The organism is Citrobacter meridianamericanus, from assembly GCF_041320245.1.
GTDB lineage: Bacteria > Pseudomonadota > Gammaproteobacteria > Enterobacterales > Enterobacteriaceae > Citrobacter > Citrobacter meridianamericanus.
The window spans coordinates 4,711,720-4,729,808 of sequence record NZ_CP101036.1; the positions used below are offsets into that span (position 1 = coordinate 4,711,720).

General features: G+C 53.0%; 18 protein-coding genes. 13 read left to right on the top strand and 5 right to left on the bottom strand.

Going from position 1 to position 18,089, the window contains the following annotated elements; genetic code table 11:
• The first annotated feature begins 185 nt into the window (after window positions 1-185).
• Window positions 186-824, top strand: a complete 639-nt coding sequence (gene msrA, locus NMD08_RS22915; protein WP_151224480.1) for a peptide-methionine (S)-S-oxide reductase MsrA — start codon at window positions 186-188, stop codon at window positions 822-824.
• A 7-nt stretch (window positions 825-831) separates the two neighbouring features.
• On the opposite strand, the gene NMD08_RS22920 is transcribed toward msrA, so the two are convergent.
• On the bottom strand, window positions 832-1,887 hold the full coding sequence (locus NMD08_RS22920; protein ID WP_151224479.1) for a LacI family DNA-binding transcriptional regulator: 1,056 nt from the start codon (window positions 1,885-1,887) through the stop codon (window positions 832-834).
• Between the two features lie 190 nt (window positions 1,888-2,077).
• Here NMD08_RS22920 and NMD08_RS22925 point away from each other — a divergent pair, with 190 nt between their 5' ends.
• The 7 genes from NMD08_RS22925 to NMD08_RS22955 all read left to right on the top strand — a co-directional run bounded on the left by NMD08_RS22925 (window position 2,078) and on the right by NMD08_RS22955 (window position 10,736).
• A complete protein-coding gene (locus NMD08_RS22925) occupies window positions 2,078-3,232 on the top strand; it encodes a Gfo/Idh/MocA family protein (protein ID WP_370619146.1) in 1,155 nt (384 codons plus the stop codon).
• 16 nt (window positions 3,233-3,248) lie between these two features.
• Complete coding sequence (locus tag NMD08_RS22930; RefSeq protein ID WP_151224477.1) at window positions 3,249-4,433, top strand: Gfo/Idh/MocA family protein; 1,185 nt, start codon at window positions 3,249-3,251, stop codon at window positions 4,431-4,433.
• The gene (locus NMD08_RS22935; RefSeq protein WP_210904366.1) at window positions 4,430-5,497 is read left to right on the top strand and encodes a Gfo/Idh/MocA family protein; all 1,068 of its coding nucleotides are present in this window, start codon (window positions 4,430-4,432) and stop codon (window positions 5,495-5,497) included. The genes NMD08_RS22930 and NMD08_RS22935 overlap by 4 nt, the downstream gene beginning before the upstream one ends.
• Before the next feature lie 11 nt (window positions 5,498-5,508).
• Window positions 5,509-6,531, top strand: coding sequence for a Gfo/Idh/MocA family protein (locus tag NMD08_RS22940; protein ID WP_151217397.1), 1,023 nt, complete (start codon window positions 5,509-5,511; stop codon window positions 6,529-6,531).
• Between the two features lie 80 nt (window positions 6,532-6,611).
• Window positions 6,612-8,156, top strand: a complete 1,545-nt coding sequence (locus NMD08_RS22945) for an MFS transporter (RefSeq protein WP_151217394.1) — start codon at window positions 6,612-6,614, stop codon at window positions 8,154-8,156.
• A gap of 10 nt (window positions 8,157-8,166) precedes the next feature.
• The gene (locus tag NMD08_RS22950; protein ID WP_370619148.1) at window positions 8,167-9,237 is read left to right on the top strand and encodes a 1,4-beta-xylanase; all 1,071 of its coding nucleotides are present in this window, start codon (window positions 8,167-8,169) and stop codon (window positions 9,235-9,237) included.
• Between the two features lie 158 nt (window positions 9,238-9,395).
• Window positions 9,396-10,736 (top strand): hemolysin family protein, encoded by a 1,341-nt coding sequence (locus NMD08_RS22955; protein ID WP_151217392.1) that lies wholly within the window; start codon window positions 9,396-9,398, stop codon window positions 10,734-10,736.
• Between the two features lie 67 nt (window positions 10,737-10,803).
• Here NMD08_RS22955 and NMD08_RS22960 read toward each other — a convergent pair whose 3' ends face one another.
• Both NMD08_RS22960 and NMD08_RS22965 read right to left on the bottom strand, forming a co-directional pair.
• Window positions 10,804-11,010, bottom strand: a complete 207-nt coding sequence (locus tag NMD08_RS22960; RefSeq protein ID WP_003025710.1) for a DUF1107 domain-containing protein — start codon at window positions 11,008-11,010, stop codon at window positions 10,804-10,806.
• Between the two features lie 153 nt (window positions 11,011-11,163).
• Complete coding sequence (locus NMD08_RS22965) at window positions 11,164-11,337, bottom strand: hypothetical protein (protein ID WP_370619150.1); 174 nt, start codon at window positions 11,335-11,337, stop codon at window positions 11,164-11,166.
• Here NMD08_RS22965 and NMD08_RS22970 point away from each other — a divergent pair.
• A complete protein-coding gene (locus NMD08_RS22970) occupies window positions 11,336-11,893 on the top strand; it encodes a YtfJ family protein (protein ID WP_370619152.1) in 558 nt (185 codons plus the stop codon). The two genes, NMD08_RS22965 and NMD08_RS22970, sit on opposite strands and share 2 nt — an antisense overlap.
• Here NMD08_RS22970 and cysQ read toward each other — a convergent pair.
• Window positions 11,883-12,623, bottom strand: coding sequence for a 3'(2'),5'-bisphosphate nucleotidase CysQ (cysQ, locus tag NMD08_RS22975; RefSeq protein WP_187259206.1), 741 nt, complete (start codon window positions 12,621-12,623; stop codon window positions 11,883-11,885). The genes NMD08_RS22970 and cysQ overlap by 11 nt on opposite strands.
• A gap of 187 nt (window positions 12,624-12,810) precedes the next feature.
• Between cysQ and cpdB the strand changes: the two genes are divergently transcribed.
• Window positions 12,811-14,754 (top strand): 2',3'-cyclic-nucleotide 2'-phosphodiesterase, encoded by a 1,944-nt coding sequence (cpdB, locus tag NMD08_RS22980; protein ID WP_370619154.1) that lies wholly within the window; start codon window positions 12,811-12,813, stop codon window positions 14,752-14,754.
• Between the two features lie 45 nt (window positions 14,755-14,799).
• Here cpdB and NMD08_RS22985 read toward each other — a convergent pair whose 3' ends face one another.
• The gene (locus tag NMD08_RS22985) at window positions 14,800-15,180 is read right to left on the bottom strand and encodes a helix-turn-helix domain-containing protein (protein ID WP_005134463.1); all 381 of its coding nucleotides are present in this window, start codon (window positions 15,178-15,180) and stop codon (window positions 14,800-14,802) included.
• A gap of 90 nt (window positions 15,181-15,270) precedes the next feature.
• On the opposite strand from NMD08_RS22985, the gene NMD08_RS22990 reads away from it, so the two are divergent.
• The 3 genes from NMD08_RS22990 to NMD08_RS23000 all read left to right on the top strand — a co-directional run bounded on the left by NMD08_RS22990 (window position 15,271) and on the right by NMD08_RS23000 (window position 18,067).
• The gene (locus NMD08_RS22990; protein WP_370619156.1) at window positions 15,271-16,137 is read left to right on the top strand and encodes an SDR family oxidoreductase; all 867 of its coding nucleotides are present in this window, start codon (window positions 15,271-15,273) and stop codon (window positions 16,135-16,137) included.
• Between the two features lie 63 nt (window positions 16,138-16,200).
• Window positions 16,201-17,025: an AraC family transcriptional regulator gene (locus NMD08_RS22995; RefSeq protein WP_151224470.1), complete on the top strand. Its 825-nt coding sequence runs from the start codon at window positions 16,201-16,203 to the stop codon at window positions 17,023-17,025.
• 76 nt (window positions 17,026-17,101) lie between these two features.
• Complete coding sequence (locus NMD08_RS23000; RefSeq protein ID WP_151217489.1) at window positions 17,102-18,067, top strand: DMT family transporter; 966 nt, start codon at window positions 17,102-17,104, stop codon at window positions 18,065-18,067.
• Window positions 18,068-18,089 lie beyond the last annotated feature (22 nt).

An 18,089-nucleotide genomic window follows, 5' to 3' on the forward strand; every position in this document is an offset into this window, starting at 1 on the left:
ACCCCTGGAAAAAAATACTATGCCGTTCCTCGGCTTAACAAAAAATCAACAATAAGAGTTGAAAAACAGACGACAACCCAAATATTTCTTATGTTTAACTCTAGACGCATTCACGCTGTTTATTGTGGGCAAAGACGCGTCTCGTTACAACCTTAACCCAAATGACTGATTTCGGGAGAACGGCCATGAGTTTATTTGATAGAAAGCATCTTGTTACTCAAGCAGATGCCCTACCTGGACGCAACACCCCGATGCCAGTGGCAACGCTGCATGCGGTTAACCAACATTCGATGACCAACGTGCCCGAAGGTATGGAGATAGCTTATTTCGCCATGGGATGCTTCTGGGGCGTTGAACGTTTATTCTGGTCATTACCCGGCGTATATAGCACCGCAGCCGGATACACAGGTGGTTACACCCCAAACCCAACTTATCGGGAAGTCTGTTCCGGCGATACCGGACACGCCGAAGCGGTACGCGTCGTCTATGACCCGCATGTTATCAGCTACGAACAACTGCTGCAGGTGTTCTGGGAAAATCACGATCCGGCGCAGGGCATGCGTCAGGGGAACGACCAGGGTACGCAGTATCGCTCCGCCATTTACCCGTTAACGCCGGAGCAAACCGCCGCGGCACAGGCCAGCCTTGAGCGTTTTCAGGCAGCAATGACCGCCGCAGGCGATGAACGCACTATTACCACGGAAATCACTACCGCAACCCCGTTCTACTATGCCGAGGACGATCACCAGCAGTATTTGTACAAAAACCCTTATGGATACTGTGGGATTGGTGGAATAGGCGTTTGCCTGCCGCCAGAACGTTAATCCTCGATTAACGAGATACCGTCACCCGCGCGGCATGGCGCGTTGCGTGGGTCACGGTGCCTCGATCCGTCACCTTTCCTTTCAGTAACAGGTTAAACACCGGCGCAGAGGGGCGATTAAGACGGTTCTGCAGCAAATGCACCGCTTCCACGCCCAACGCCCGACAAGGAATAGTGATACTGGTTACTGCTGCAACGATATGCGCGTCCAGTTCCTGAACATCCGTCGTCATCAGCGACAATTCACCGGGTATCTCCACGCCAATGTTTTCCAGTACCCGCCTGATGCCCGTCGACATTGATGCCCCGGCGCAGAAAATAACTTCCGGCCACGCTTCACGGGGCGTCTCACGTAGCCAGTTGTCCATCGCCCGGTCTGATTCCTCCTCAGAAAAGCCCTCCGTTACCAGCAGATCGCGCCCGGCATCAAACGGTATTTGATACTGTCGGTAGACCTCCTTGATGCCCTCCAGACGCCAGTACATCGTTTCCCGGCGCAGGCTGGTGACATGGAGAATACGTCGGTGCCCCTGATCAAAAAGATATTGCACAGCACGGTTGCCAATCGCCCGATGATCGGGGGATACCGCATCCAGTAACCCTTCTTTGTCCTGAGAATTAATCAACACGCAGGGTTTATCCAACAGTTGCGCCAGTTTATGCACAGTTGGGTCATCAATGCCGATAAGAATAATCGCATTAATATTCTTATTGTTGGCCTTTTCCTGAAAGACCTTGATGTCCGCACGCTGCTCATCCAGTCCGCAGTAACTCAGGTAGACATCATGCGGCGCTATCGCCTCGGCAATACCGCGCGTCACTTCGAGGTAAAATGCATCGCCACGAGCGGTAAAGGTGCGCAACGGGGCGAAAACAGCAATGCCGTTGATCAACAGTCGTCCGCTGGACAACGAGTCCAGAACCCCCAGTCCGCGCGCGCAACTGACAATCGCCTCACGTGCTTTATCACTGGTGTATGACTTTCCGCTAAGCACCCTCGACACCGTACTCACCGAGTACCCCGTCAGAGCAGCAATTTCGTCCATTTTTAGCTTGCCAGACATTCTGTGACCTCACTCGCAATCAATCTTTGCAATTTTTTGCAAACGTAGTTCATTGACTCTAAAACACTTTTTCAATGACTGAACAAACTTCTTTTTCATCCTGCAACCGTTCTCACAAAATCACATTGTCGATATTCCAGGCGTTTCTTATGTTCCGCATATCCCTTATTTCTGACGAAAAAGGCACGACATGAAAAAAATACGCTTTGGCATTATTGGGGTTGGCAACATTGGTACCGTCCACGCACGCTACCTGCTGGCCGGAACGGTACAAGAAGCCGTGCTCGCCGCAGTGTGCGATAACAATCCGGATAAACATCCGGCGATCCGCCGGCTGGTCGGCGAAGAGGTGAGATTGTTCAGCGATGCGCGAGAGATGCTGGAAAGTGGGCTGATCGATGCCGTGATCGTCGCCACGCCGCATTATGACCATCCGGGTTTATCGATGATGGCCATGCATCTTGGTATTCATACGCTATGTGAGAAGCCCGCAGGGGTCTACACCGCGCAGGTACAAGAGATGAACGACTGCGCGCGCGAATGCAATGTGGTGTTCAGCATGATGTACAACCAGCGCCCCAATCCGCTGTATCAGAAAGTCAAAGATCTGATCGACAGCGGCGAACTCGGCGAGCTGCGTCGATCTAACTGGATCATTACCAACTGGTATCGTTCACAAAGCTATTACAACTCCGGCGGGTGGCGCGCGACCTGGAAAGGTGAAGGCGGCGGCGTGCTGCTGAATCAGGACCCGCACCAACTCGATTTATGGCAATGGCTGGTCGGCATGCCGGTACGCTTGCGCGCTTTTTGCCAGTTTGGCAAGCATCGTCAGATTGAAGTCGAAGATGACGTCACGGCCTACGCAGAATACGCCAACGGCGCAACCGGGGTGTTCATCACCACCGTCGCCGAAACGCCTGGCACAAACCGCCTCGAAATTGTCGGCAGCAGGGGAAAGGTGGTGGTAGAAGAAGGTCGCCTGCGCTTCTGGCGACTGCGTGAATCCGAAACCGACTTCAACGCCCGCTGGCAAAACGGTTTTGGTGAGCCGGAATGCTGGGAAGTGACCATCCCTACCGAACCGGAATGCTGCGAGCACTATGTCATTACCCGCAATTTTACCGCCGCGATCCTACACGATGAGCCGCTGATCGCCCCCGGTCTGGAAGGCATTCGCGGCCTGACGCTTTCCAATGCGATGCACCTCTCTACCTGGACAGATGACTGGGTAGAGCTGCCGATTGACGAGCAACGTTACTTCCAGCTGTTACAGGAACGTATCGCCTCTTCAGTGGAAAAAAATATGGCCAGCCGCACGCTGGACGCTTCCGGTAGCTGGTAACGCGCAGGAGAAAATCATGCTGAACATTGCAATTGTCGGTACCGGGAATATCTCCCACAACCACATTCAGGGCTATTTACAGTTCGCGGATCGTTGTCGGATTGTCGCGTTGGTCGATATCTACCCGGAGAAAGCAGAGGAAAAGAAATCACGCTATGGCCTGAGCGAAGCGCAAGTCTTCCGCAGCCATCAGGCGATGCTGAACGCGGGCATTGCGGTAGATGTGGTCGATGTCTGTACGCCGCCGTACGTACATGCAGCCATCAGCATTGATGCGCTGCACGCCGGAAAACACGTGCTGTGCGAAAAGCCGATGGCCGCCTCGCTCGAAGAGTGCGATGCCATGATCGCCGCGCAAAAGAGCAGCGGAAAGACCTTATCGATCATCGCGCAAAATCGCTTTACTGATGCCTTCTGGCGTCTAAAAACGGTGGTTGATTCCGGGTTGGCGGGCAAGATTTGCCATGCGCAGGTGGATTCATTCTGGTGGCGCGGACACTGCTATTACGATTTGTGGTGGCGCGGCACGTGGCAGAAAGAAGGCGGCGGCTGCACGCTGAATCACGCGGTGCACCACATTGATGCCATTCAATGGATACTGGGTTTCCCAGCCGAAGTGGTCGCAATGATGACCAACGTCGCCCACGACAATGCCGAAGTAGAGGATCTTAGCGCGGCTATTTTCAAATACCCACACGGGGCACTGACGCAGTTGACCGCCTCAGTTGTGCATCACGGTGAAGATCAGAAAATGGTTATTCAGGGCGAAAAGGCGCGAATTTCTGCGCCGTGGCAAGTGCATGCCAGCCAGTCGGCGGACAACGGCTTTCCGCAACCGGAAAATAACGGCGAACTGGAACAGCGTCTGGATGCGCTTTTTCACGCGACGCCAGCGCTGCAATGGACGCTGCATACCGGGCAAATCGACAACCTGCTTAGCGCCATCGAACGACAAACCCGTCCGCTGGTCGATGGCGAACAGGGCAAACGTTCGCTGGAACTGATCACCGCTATCTATAAATCCGCCATCACCCGCGCGGTGGTGACGCTACCCATCCACCACACCGATGCGTTTTATCGCACCGGCGGCCTGATTGAAATCGCCCCGCATTTCTATGAGAAATCCGCCTCCGTGAACAATTTTACGGAAGTGGGCGCCATCCCTCTGGGTAAAGACTTAGATTCAGGAGTTAAACCATGAACAAACAAGATGGAATGAACTACGCCCCTATCGGGAAGCCTCAACCGGTCGTGAAGCCTGGCGAGTTTGTCATTGCCGCCGCCACGCTCGACCACGGCCATATCTACGGCATGTGCAACGGGTTGATTGAAGCAGGCGCCACGCTGAAATGGGTTTACGATCCCGATCCGCACAAAATCGATCAATTTTTGCAGCATTATCCCCAGGCGCAGGTGGCCGATTCGCTCGAGACTATCCTGAACGATCGCGAGGTCCGGCTGGTTGCCGGGGCAGCTATTCCGTCTGAGCGTTGTCCGCTGGGGCTAAAGGTAATGGCGGCTGGGAAAGACTACTTCACTGACAAGGCTCCGTTAACCACGCTTGCACAACTGGAAGACGCCAAAGCGATGGTGGCGAAAACCGGACGCAAATACGCAGTCTATTACAGCGAGCGTCTGCACGTTGAAAGCGCTGTCTTTGCCGGTCAGCTCATTCAGCAAGGGACGATTGGGCGCGTGATGCAAACTCTGGGTACCGGTCCGCATCGCGAAGGCGACGGACGCCCGGACTGGTTTTATGACAAACGCTACTTTGGCGGCATTCTGTGCGACATCGGTAGCCATCAAATCGAACAATTCCTGTTTTATACCGGCAACCGCGAGGCACACGTCGTCGCCAGCCAGGTGCGTAACGTTAATCATCCGCAGTACTCGCAGTTTGAAGATTTTGGCGATGCCATGCTGGCGGGCGACAACGGTGCAACTGGCTACTTCCGCTGCGACTGGTTCACGCCGCAGGGGCTCAGTAGCTGGGGGGATGGCCGCCTGACGTTACTGGGTACCGAAGGTTACATTGAGATCCGCAAGTATGTGGATATCACCCGGGGCGAACAGGACGTGGTGTATCTGGTGAATAAAGAAGGAGAATTTCGTTTCCCGGTCGCGGGAAAAGTCGGTTTCCCGTTCTTCGGTGAATTCATTCTCGATTGTCTGAATCGCACGGAAAACGCCATGACTCAGGCCCACGCCTTTAAAGCCGCAGAGCTGTGCGTGAAGGCGCAAATGCTGGCGAATGCCCGCACATAACCGGAGGTGACATGACAACAATCAATGCCGCCATCATCGGCGCGGGGGCGATTCACCGCAGCCACGTTAACGCCCTCCGGCTTTTGCCGGGGGTCACGCTGCGTGCGCTAGTCGATATTGATAGTGCCAACGGTTTGCAACAGGCCATGGCGTATAACTGCCGCTATTACCAGAATTACCGTGAAATGCTGCTGGATAATGACATCGACGTCGTCCATATCTGTACACCTCATTTCGAGCACAAAAACATGATTACCGCCGCGCTTGCCGCCGGGAAACATGTGTTTTGCGAAAAACCGGTGGGGTTGAATTGCACAGAAGTTGCGGACATCGCTAACGCAGCGGCGTCTGCCCAAGGCTTGCTGGGCGTGTGTTATCAAAATCGACTCAATCCAACCAGCTTACGTATCCGCGACGAACTGGCGAAAAATACGCTGGGTAAAATGTTAAGCATTAAAGCGGTTTTGACCTGGTCACGCTCTAAAGCGTATTACAGCGAAAGCCCGTGGCGTGGACGTTTTGTCAGCGAAGGCGGCAGTTTACTGATCAACCAGGCTATTCACACTCTCGATCTGATGCAGTGGTTCGCCGGCGGTGTGACACGTTTAAAAGGTGTGGTGGATAGCGGCGAACTGGCAGACGTTACCGAAGCCGAAGACAGCGCGATGGCAACTCTGCACTTTGCCAACGGCGCCCGTGGTCTGTTTTATGCCAGTAACTGCAACACCCTCGATTCACCGCTACAGCTGGAGATTCATTGCGAACACGGCATGCTGCAGCTCACGGATAACACCCTCTGGCGCGTTACAACGGATCGGCGCCTGAAGCTGGATTGCGACGGTTCTCCGGACGGTCACAGTAAAAGTTACTGGGGCCTGGGCCACCAGCAGGCCATTCGTCAGTTTTATCATGCTATTACTCATGGAGGTCAAACAGAATATATCAATATTAATGATGCCCGCAAATCACTGGCGATGGTCGATGCTATTTATCATTCGTCTAAAACCCGACAATGGATAACCATTAATAATTAAAATTAACCTAACGCTACAGAATTAAATAACATCAGCCGGATAATACCGGAGTACAAATACCCTACATACTGGAAAATATTATGGTCAAACCAACTGAACGCAGAGTCAGTTATGGTGTAGCGATCGGCTATGGCATTACTGATTTATTTGGCGGCGGTGCTTTCGCCATTATCGGAACCTGGCTTTTATTTTTTTATACCACCTACTGCGGTTTAAGCGTGCTGGAAGCAGGCTCAATATTTGCTATTGCCCGCGTAATTGATGCCGTACTTAGTCCAATTATGGGTTACATCACCGATAACTTTGGCAACACGTGGCTGGGTCGACGATTTGGCCGCCGTCGCTTCTTTTTATTACTTAGTTCTCCTTTAATGTTTCTCTATGCCCTGCTGTGGCTGACCGACATGGGTTACTGGTATTACCTGGGAACCTATCTGTCAATTGAGCTGCTGTCAGCGATGGTGCTGGTGCCGTGGGAAACCCTCGCCGCAGAGATGACCAATCGCTACGAAGAACGCAGTCGCCTCTCCGGTGTGCGCATGATCTGCTCGCAGTTGGGCGGATTTCTTGCCGTCTCGGTACCCGGCATCCTGATGCAGTTCACCGGCAAAGATAATCCCTTTACCTATACGCTAACCGGGCTGATTTTTTCCGCCGTGTTCTGTCTTGCCGTGTTTATAACCTGGCGATGTACATGGGAAGCCAAAGACGTTCAGGAAGAGACATTTCAGGCTGACTTGCAACGAAATAGCGGTCTACTGAATCACCTTAAATATTTAGTACTCGATCTGTTTTCGGCATTCCGCATTCGGGCATTTCGCCTGCATATCATTATTTATATTTTCTCATTTACCGCCATGGATGTATTCGGCTCGGTTTTCACCTATTACGTGGTGTATTGTTTAAGCCAGGATGCAGCCTCCGTTTCTGGCTGGTTAAGTATTGCCGCCTTTGCTTCAGTGTTTGGCACCTATGGATTTATGCTATTACTGAACAAACTCAATATCACCCCGTCAGCGGCACTACGTCTTTCTTACACCTGTATATTTAGCGTACTACTATTTTTATTTATTATTTATTACACTGAAACCCAGGTATCCAATATTCTGTTCTCGGCGGTATTTATTCTACTCGGTATGGCGCGTTCCGGTCTTTACTATATCCCATGGAATATCTACAGCTTTATTCCTGATATCGACGAAATGGTTACCCAACAGCGCCGAGAAGGGATTTTTGCAGGTGTTATGGTACTCACCCGCAAAAGTACCGTGGCAATCGCTATTTTGCTTATCGGCATGGTGCTGGAAGAGTCTGGCTTTATAAAAGGCAGCGGCGCACAGCCAGCAAGCGCGCTTCACGCCATAATCGGATTGATGATCTTTGCTACCTCGGCACTGCTGGCGGTGAGTTTCTACACCACCTACAAATTCAAACTCACCCGCGAAACGCACAAAGTCCTGCTTAAAGAGATCGCCCGCCGCAAGCTGGGTGGCAACTACCGCGACTGCGATGAAGAAACTCGGATGGTGATCAAACAACTCACTGGCTACGAGTACGATGAAGTTTGGGGTGGCAGCGCTACGCAACGTGCGATGGGACGCGTCAGTCTCTCAGATGCAGAATAAGGAGCGCATCATGTATAACCCATGGAACAAAGCACGGGCGCAAAGCTGGTATCAACAGCAACCCTGGGGCTGCGGTTTTAATTACTTACCGCGCACCGCGGTTAACTGGCTCGAAATGTGGCAAGCAGAGAGTTTCGATAGCAACACTATCGATCAGGAACTCGGCTGGGCCAGCCTGTATGGTTATAACCAGCTACGAACAAATTTACCGTTTACCGTCTGGCAGCATGACCGTGACGGCCTTCTCGGGCGCATCGACCTCTTCCTGAGCATTGCCCATAGCCACGGTATAAAAGTGATGCTGACGCTGCTCGACGACTGCGCCTTTTCCGGCGATGAGCCGTTTATCGGTCAGCAAAAACCGCCGGTTCCCGGCATTCACAACAGCCAGGCAGCGGGTAGCCCTGGGCGCGCCTGCGTGCTGGACCGACGCTGTTGGCCGCAAATTGAAGCTTACGTGAGAGATGTCATCCGTTACTTTTGCCATGACTCACGCATCAGCGTCTGGGATTTATATAATGAGCCTGGCAACGGCGGGATTTTTTGTCATACCGGCGAATTTTCCCGCTATGACGACAGGCTGGAAATCTACGCCTTAACCTTGATGACCCATCTGTTTGGCTGGGCTCGACAGGAGTCCCCCTCTCAACCGTTGACCGTAGCAGCCTGGCATATTGACGATCGCGCGGCGTGCGGGAGTGCGTTTACGCATCCTGTTGATATAGCCGCGCTGAGGCTTTCCGATGTGATTAGCTACCATGCCTATGTCGATACCCCTGGCCAGCGGTCTCTTCTGTCGCAGTTGGCCGAATTTGGCAGGCCGCTCTTTTGTACCGAGTGGCTGGCACGTCATGTCAATAGCCGAATAGAAGAACAACTGCCGCTATTTCGTGCTCAGCGTGTCTCCAGCTTTCACTGGGGGCTGGTACAGGGGAAAACACAAACCTGGTTACCGTGGCCGGATATCCCGCTTAACGAAACGACGGCGCAGCTATGGTTCCATGATGTGCTGAAGCCGGATGGCTCACCTTATAGCGAAAAAGAGATGCAGATGGTGCGCAGGCTTAACGCCGCTGGATAAGGCCAAAAAAGCTCCTCTGGCGACTTTACAGTACCTTACGCTATACTAGCTTCTGAAATTACCGGTCCACTCCCTTCGGACCGGTTTTCAATGTGTATTTCACACGGATTTATCAATTTATCCCTTCCGAGGATCTGGCCTTAACGGTCGGATAAGATATGTTAAACAGTATTTTAGTCATTCTCTGCCTGATCGCCGTGAGTGCGTTTTTCTCGATATCAGAGATCTCGCTTGCTGCATCACGCAAAATCAAACTTAAACTGCTTGCCGATGAAGGCAGCGTGAACGCACAGCGTGTTTTGAAGATGCAGGAAAACCCCGGCATGTTTTTTACCGTCGTGCAAATCGGCCTTAACGCGGTCGCTATTCTCGGCGGTATAGTCGGTGATGCGGCATTCTCCCCGGCTTTTCACAGCCTGTTCTCAAAATACTTCGCCCCAGAGCTGTCCGAACAGTTAAGCTTTATTCTGTCGTTCTCGCTGGTTACTGGCCTGTTCATCCTGTTCGCGGATTTAACCCCGAAACGCATCGGTATGATTGCGCCAGAAGCTGTGGCTTTGCGTATCATCAACCCGATGCGCTTCTGCTTGCTGGTCTTCCGCCCGCTGGTGTGGTTCTTCAACGGTCTGGCAAATAACATTTTCCGCCTGTTTAAGATCCCAATGGTACGAAAAGACGACATCACTTCGGACGACATTTACGCCGTGGTCGAAGCCGGTGCGCTGGCAGGTGTTTTGCGTAAGCAGGAACATGAGCTGATTGAAAACGTGTTCGAACTGGAATCGCGTACCGTACCGTCTTCTATGACCTCCCGCGAGAATATTATCTGGTTCGATCTCCACGAAGATGAGCAAAGCCTGAAGAACAAGGTGGCGGAACATCCGCACTCCAAGTTCCTGGTGTGTAACGAAGATATCGACCACATCATTGGCTATGTTGATTCAAAGGATCTCCTCAACCGCGTACTGGCGAATCAAAGCATGGCGCTGAACAGCGGCGTACAGATTCGCAATACGTTGATTGTTCCGGATACATTGACGCTCTCGGAAGCGCTGGAAAGCTTCAAAACCGCAGGCGAAGATTTTGCCGTCATCATGAACGAGTACGCGCTGGTGGTGGGAATTATCACGCTCAATGACGTGATGACCACGCTGATGGGCGATTTAGTTGGCCAGGGTCTGGAAGAGCAGATTGTGGCGCGTGATGAAAACTCATGGTTAGTTGATGGCGGTACGCCGATTGATGACGTTATGCGCGTACTGGATATCGACGAGTTTCCGCAGTCCGGCAACTATGAAACCATCGGCGGCTTTATGATGTTCATGCTGCGTAAAATCCCGAAACGCACCGACTCGGTGAAGTATTCTGGCTACAAATTTGAAGTGGTGGATATCGATAACTACAAGATCGATCAGTTGTTGGTAACGCGACTGGACAGCAAACCTACTGTTCTGGTACCAAAACTGCCGGATGCAAAAGAAGAGGCGAAGGCGTCTTAACGCCTGACAAAAACATCAACGGCTCCCATCCAGGAGCCGTTTTTTTAACTACCGCATAGCACTTTGATCAAGCCATCTCAGTTTGCAGACGCAAGACCTGACGGTTAACTTCGGACATCACGGAAAAATGCAGTTTGTCCTTCACTTTTGGGATAAGAATCTTACCCTTATCAAATTCAAAAGCGCCTACATCCTTGATATATAACCGTCCACGAAACAGGATCTTCACGTACTTCGCCACCTGCAGCGGGTTGTATCGTTGGAAAATTTTCATTGTTGTCTCCTGCTGAGCATTACGCCTTAGCGGTACCACAATCGGTCCGACAATCCTCAGGCGCAAATTTTAATGCCCTATGACTATAGACTATCTCGTTGATGTTTCCAGCGTGTATAAGTTTATTTACCTTCAAGTTACAATTATTCAGAATTATCTTTTCAACGCTTCGTTGTCTTCAGTATAAGCCTTCATTTTTCGCAGGATTTGTGCGCCCGTCCGCAAACTGGCATCGCGCTTGCGGGAAAAAGCAGCAATCGCACATATGATTAAATTCCAGACCCAAGTGGTCGGATCACCTGCAAACAAAGAAAAAGGAAAACCCATGACCTTACGAAAACTGCTGGCGCTATCGTGCCTGCTGCTGCCGATGATTGCCTCCGCGCATTCGTTCGAAACTAACCAGCGCGTACCGCCGGTGGGAATCGCCGATCGCGGCGAACTGATTCTCGATAACGATAAGTTTAGCTACAAAAGCTGGAATAGCGCGCAACTGCCCGGCAAAGTCCGTATTGTGCAGCACATCGCCGGGCGCACCTCCGCCAAAGAGAAAAATGCGACACTGATCGAGGCCATCAAAGCGGCCAATTTACCGCACGATAAATACCAGACCACTACGATCGTCAACACCGATGACGCCATCCCAGGCTCCGGAATGTTTGTGCGCAGCAGTCTGGAGAGTAATAAGAAGCTCTACCCGTGGTCACAATTTATTGTCGACAGCAATGGCATTGCGCGTAAGGCCTGGCAACTTGATGAAGAGAGTTCAGCAATTGTCGTTCTCGACAAGGACGGACGCGTGCAGTGGGCAAAAGATGGCGCATTAACGCAGGAAGAGGTGCAGCAGGTGATTGCCCTGCTGCACAAATTACTCAGTAAATAGAAACGCGGAAGCCGGGGTTGAGGAACGATTCACGTGGGGTGTAGTCCAGAGGTTTCCCCTGCCAGTCGTGAACGTGCGCTCCGGCTGCGGCGGCAACCGCGTGGCCTGCGGCGGTATCCCATACGTTAGTGGGCCCAAAACGCGGGTACAGCTGTGCGTGCCCTTCCGCCACCAGGCAGAACTTCAGCGAGGAACCAATCGAGGTGGTCTGGTGCTCACCCAACTGTTGCAGATATTCTTTTAACTCATTGTCGGTATGCGAGCGGCTAATCACCACCAGCGGCGGACGCGCATCACGAACCTGGATTTGTTTGCGCACGCCGCACTCTTCTTTCCACGCTTTACCTTCTGCCGCGCTGTACATTACTTTCATTACCGGGGCGTAAACCACGCCCAGTACCGGCTTTCCGTTCTCGATCAGCGCAATATTGACGGTGAATTCACCGTTACGCTTAATAAACTCTTTGGTACCGTCCAGCGGGTCTACCAGCCAGTAGCGCTGCCAGTGCTGGCGGACATCCCAGCCAGGAGGTGCTTCTTCAGACAGAACGGGAATATCCGGCGTCAGCGCCAATAATCCCTCGAGGATCACCTTGTGCGCGGCGATATCCGCCGCTGTGACCGGAGAATCATCCTGCTTGCTGGTAATCTCCATCGGTTTGATTCCATCGTAGACCTGCATAATGGCATCGCCCGCGTTCCGTGCAAGCTGGCATACATGTTCTAACATTCTCCACCTCGTTTCTTTCGTGGTGTTAACTCGTTGTTTTACTTATACCCGATCGCCAGGGGATCCGCCAACTGTGATAGCGTCTGCGGTTTTAAACGCTATATTCATGTCATGATTCACAGTTCTGTAAGCAAGAAGATTTATATACATTTTCTTTTGTGGCTTAGATCTTAAAAGGATGCCCCTGATGATTAAGTTTAGTGCAACGCTTCTGGCCACGCTGATTGCAGCCAGCGTGAATGCCGCGACCGTCGATCTGCGGATAATGGAAACCACTGATTTACATAGCAATATGATGGATTTCGATTATTACAAAGATACACCGACTGAAAAGTTTGGCCTGGTGCGTACGGCTAGCCTTATCAACGCTGCGCGTGGTGAAGTCAAAAACAGCGTGCTGGTTGATAACGGCGATTTGATTCAGGGCAGTCCACTCGGGGATTATATGGCAGCCAAGGGGCTGAAAGCGGGCGAAACTCACCCGGTCTATAAGGCGCTAAACACGCTGGATTACGCGGTGGGTAACCTCGGCAACCATGAATTCAACTACGGTCTTGAGTATCTGCACAACGCACTAGCCGGAGCGAAATTCCCTTACGTTAACGCCAATATCATCGACGTTAAGACCAAAAAACCGCTATTTACGCCTTATCTGATCAAAGACACTGAGGTTGTCGACCAGCAAGGGAACAAGCAGACGCTGAAGATAGGCTATATCGGTTTTGTACCGCCGCAGATCATGACCTGGGATAAAGCCAACCTCAGCGGCAAAGTGACGGTGAATGACATCACCAAAACCGCACGTAAATACGTGCCAGAAATGCGAGCCAAGGGTGCCGATGTGGTGGTGGTGGTTGCTCACTCCGGGCTTTCTGCCGACCCATACCAGACTATGGCAGAGAATTCCGTTTACTACCTCAGTGAAGTCCCGGGCGTGGATGCCATTATGTTTGGTCACGCCCACGCTGTTTTCCCCGGTAAAGACTTTGCCAACATCAAAGGCGCAGATATCACAAAAGGTACACTCAATGGCGTTCCTGCGGTGATGCCGGGCATGTGGGGCGATCATCTGGGGGTGGTGGATTTAGTGCTGAATAACGACAGCGGTAAATGGCAGGTCACCCAGGCGAAAGCCGAAGCACGTCCGATTTATGACGCGGCAGCGAAAAAATCACTGGCAGCAGAAGACAAAAAAATCGTTGAGATCCTGAAAGCCGATCACGACGCCACGCGTGAGTTTGTCAGCAAACCGATCGGTAAATCCGCCGACAATATGTACAGCTATCTGGCGCTGGTACAGGATGACCCGACCGTACAGGTGGTGAACAACGCGCAGAAAGCCTATGTGGAACACTTTATTCAGGGCGATCCGGATCTGGCAAAACTACCGGTACTTTCCGCCGCCGCGCCGTTTAAGGTCGGTGGACGCAAGAACGATCCGGCCAGCTTTGTCGAAGTCGAAAAAGGCCAGCTCACCTTCCGTAACGCCGCCGATTTGTATCTCTATCCCAATACGCTGGTGGTGGTGAAAGCCAGCGGTAAAGAGGTGAAAGAGTGGCTGGAATGTTCCGCCGGACAGTTTAATCAGATTGATATCCACAGCAGCAAACCACAGTCATTGATTAACTGGGACGGCTTCCGTACCTATAATTTCGACGTGATTGACGGCGTAAATTACCAGATTGATGTGTCGCAACCCGCCCGCTATGACGGTGAATGCCAGACCATCAATCCGCAAGCAGAGCGTATTAAAAATCTGACCTTCAACGGCAAACCTGTCGATCCAAATGCCACCTTCCTCGTCGCGACGAATAACTACCGTGCCTACGGTGGTAAGTTTGCCGGAACTGGCGACAGCCACATCGCATTTGCATCACCGGATGAAAACCGATCGGTGCTGGCGGCATGGATAGGTGCCGAGACGAAGCGCGCCGGTGAAATACATCCGGCAGCGGATAACAACTGGCGTCTGGCGCCGATTCACAGCGATACCAAACTGGATATTCGCTTTGAAACATCACCAACCGAGAAGGCCGCCGCGTTTATCAAAGAGAAAGGACAATATCCGCTGAAAAAAGTCGCGACCGATGACATTGGTTTTGCGATTTATCAGTTGGATTTGAGTAAGTAATTTTCGTGCCGGATGTGACGCAACTGCGTCTTATCCGGCAATACTTTACGCCGCCCGCTCTTCCCGCTGCGCCAGCACCTGCGGCAAATTAAGTTCTATCCAGTCCGCCAGTGCGGCGACTTTATCGCTCACCTGCTCCCCCAACGACGTCAGGCTATACTCCACATGCGGCGGTACGACCGGATACGATACCCGGTTGATAAACCCGTCCTGCTCCAGCGCCTGCAGGGATTGCGCCAGCATCTTTTCACTGACGCCGCCCATCTTACGGCGCAGATCGCTAAAACGGTGCGTACCGTCGCGCAGCGCCACCAGAATCAACACCCCCCAGCGGCTGGTGACGTGTTTTAACACCTCGCGGGAGGGGCACTGCTCGGCGAACAAGTTGCCATCGCGTAACTGCTGAGAAAGCGTGGGTGTGGCCATTTTCATACTTACCTTTTTGTGCGTACTTACTAAAAGTAAGTTTAGGTGTTAGCGTGATTAAACACAAGACCAATACCAAGGAGTCACCCCATGATCGCGATTACCGGCGCCACCGGCCAACTGGGCCAACACGTTATTGAAACTTTGCTGAAAACCGTTCCTGCCAGCCACATTGTGGCCATTGTACGTAACCCTGCGAAAGCGACGGCGCTTAGCCAGCAGGGCATTACCGTTCGTCAGGCGGATTACAGCGATGAAGCCGCCTTTACAACTGCCCTACAGGGTATCGACAAGCTACTGCTGATCTCATCGAGCGAAGTGGGACAACGCGCCCCACAGCATCGCAACGTAATTAACGCGGCAAAAGCTGCCCACGTGAAATTTATCGCCTACACCAGCCTGCTACATGCCGACACTTCCCCGCTGGGGTTGGCTGACGAGCATGTCGCAACCGAGAAGATGCTGGCTGAATCCGGTATCGCGTACGCGCTACTGCGTAACGGCTGGTACACCGAAAACTATCTCGCCAGCGCCCCGGCCGCGCTGGAACATGGCATCTTTATTGGCGCGGCAGGTGAGGGCAAAATCGCCTCGGCGACCCGTGCCGACTACGCCGCCGCTGCCGCGCACGTCATCAGCGAAGACGGTCACGCCGGTAAAATCTATGAGCTGGCGGGCGATGACGGCTGGACACTGAGCCAACTGGCTGCCGAACTGGCAAAACAGAGCGGTAAAAAAGTGGTGTATCAGAACCTGAGCGAAACTGACTTTGCCGCTGCGCTGAAGGGCTTTGGTCTACCTGCCGGACTGGCGGACATGCTGGCTGACTCAGACACTGGCGCCTCCAAAGGCGGTCTGTTCGACGACAGCCATACGCTGAGCAAACTGATTGGTCGCCCGACCACATCGCTGGCTGACAGCGTCAAAGGCATCGTGCAAATGTTAAAAATTAGTTAATTGTGGTGGCATCCCCGCGCATCCTCTCTGATAATGACAGAATGATGCGTGGGGAGAGAAAACGTGCAAGGTGTACCTGAGCAGTTTATTGATGAGAAAGACAGCGCCCGCTTTCGCCATCTGGCGCAGGTGCCCGGCGTTGAGTTGTATCATGCGCATATCTCGCGTTACGCCTTTGAGCCGCACACTCATGAAGCGTTTGGTATTGGCGCGATAGAAGCCGGAGCCGAACGCTTTCGCTATCGCGGCACGCAGTACGTGGCCCCCGCCCAGTCCGTCGTCACCATGAATCCCGATGAGCTGCACACCGGCGAAGCCGAAACCGCCGACGGCTGGCGCTATCGGATGATCTATCTTGAACCCGATCTTCTGGAGGAGGTCACCGGGATCCGCCACTGGTGGTTCCATGACGTTACCCGTCACGATCCGCTGCGCTCGCGTCAGATCTGTTCATTGATCCACGGTCTGTGGAACACGGAAGATCCGCTGGCGCAAAAAGGATTATTACTCGATCTGATCGACACGTTCCAACCGCTGGCCCGCCATGCGCCGGTATTGCCGGAGGGGGCGCATCGCTTTGAACGAGTCCGCGAGTATCTGCACGATAACTATATGCACCCGGTCACGCTCGACGAACTGGCGCGGGTGGCATCGCTGAGTCCCTGGCATTTTCAGCGCCAGTTCAAATTGCATTTCCACGTCACGCCGCACCAGATGCTGATGGCGATCCGCCTGTGGCGAGCTAAAGGTTTTCTCACTCACGGTATGCCCGCCGCAGAGGTCGCCGCCGCAACCGGCCTCACCGACCAGTCGCATCTCACCCGCGCGTTTACCCATCGCTACGGCATTACGCCGGTGCGTTATCAGAAACAAGTCGTCCGGCGCTGATCAGCAATCTCATACAATACCGCGGCATTTTTCCTGCCTACACTCGACTTATTGTTAAGCGATGTGGATGTCAAAAATGATTAGCGGCGTGTTGTATGCCCTGCTGGCAGGGCTGATGTGGGGATTAATTTTTGTTGGGCCGCTGATCGTACCGGAATACCCGGCGGTGTTACAGTCGATGGGGCGTTATCTGGCGCTGGGGCTGATAGCGTTGCCGATCGCCTGGCTGGGGCGTGTGCGCCTGCGCCAGTTGACGCGTAAAGACTGGATAACGGCGCTGGCACTAACGATGATGGGTAACCTGGTCTATTACGTTTGTCTGGCAAGTGCCATCCAGCGCACCGGAGCACCGGTCTCAACCATGATAATCGGTACCTTGCCGGTGGTGATCCCGATCTTCGCTAACCTGCTCTATAGCCAACGCGACGGCAAATTATCATGGTGGCGTTTGTCGCCTGCGCTGGTGTTAATTGGCATGGGTCTGCTGTGCGTGAATATTTCGGAGCTGAATCAGGGCCTCCCCGACTTTAGCGGCTGGCGATATGGCTCTGGCATCGCGCTGGCGCTGATTTCGGTGGTGTGTTGGGCGTGGTATGCACTGCGTAATGCCCGCTGGCTACGCGAAAATCCGGATAAGCACCCAATGATGTGGGCGACGGCCCAGGCACTGGTGACGCTGCCTGTATCCCTGTTCGGTTATATTGCCGCCTGCCTCTGGCTGAACGGGCAAACGCCGGACTTCGCTCTGCCCTTCGGCCCGCGTCCGGGCGTGTTTATCGGCCTGATGATAGCCATTGCGGTCTTGTGTTCGTGGGTTGGCGCACTGTGCTGGAACGTCGCCAGCCAGAAGCTGCCGACGGTGATCCTCGGTCCGCTGATTGTGTTTGAAACACTGGCAGGCCTGTTGTACACCTTTATACTGCGCCAGGAATTTCCGCCGTTGCTGACGATAAGCGGCATTGCGCTGCTGATGGTTGGGGTAGTGATAGCCGTCAGAGCCAAGCCGCAGAAACCCAGCGTTGTCGTGGTACCACAATCATAATGTGCCGGATGGCGCTCCGCTA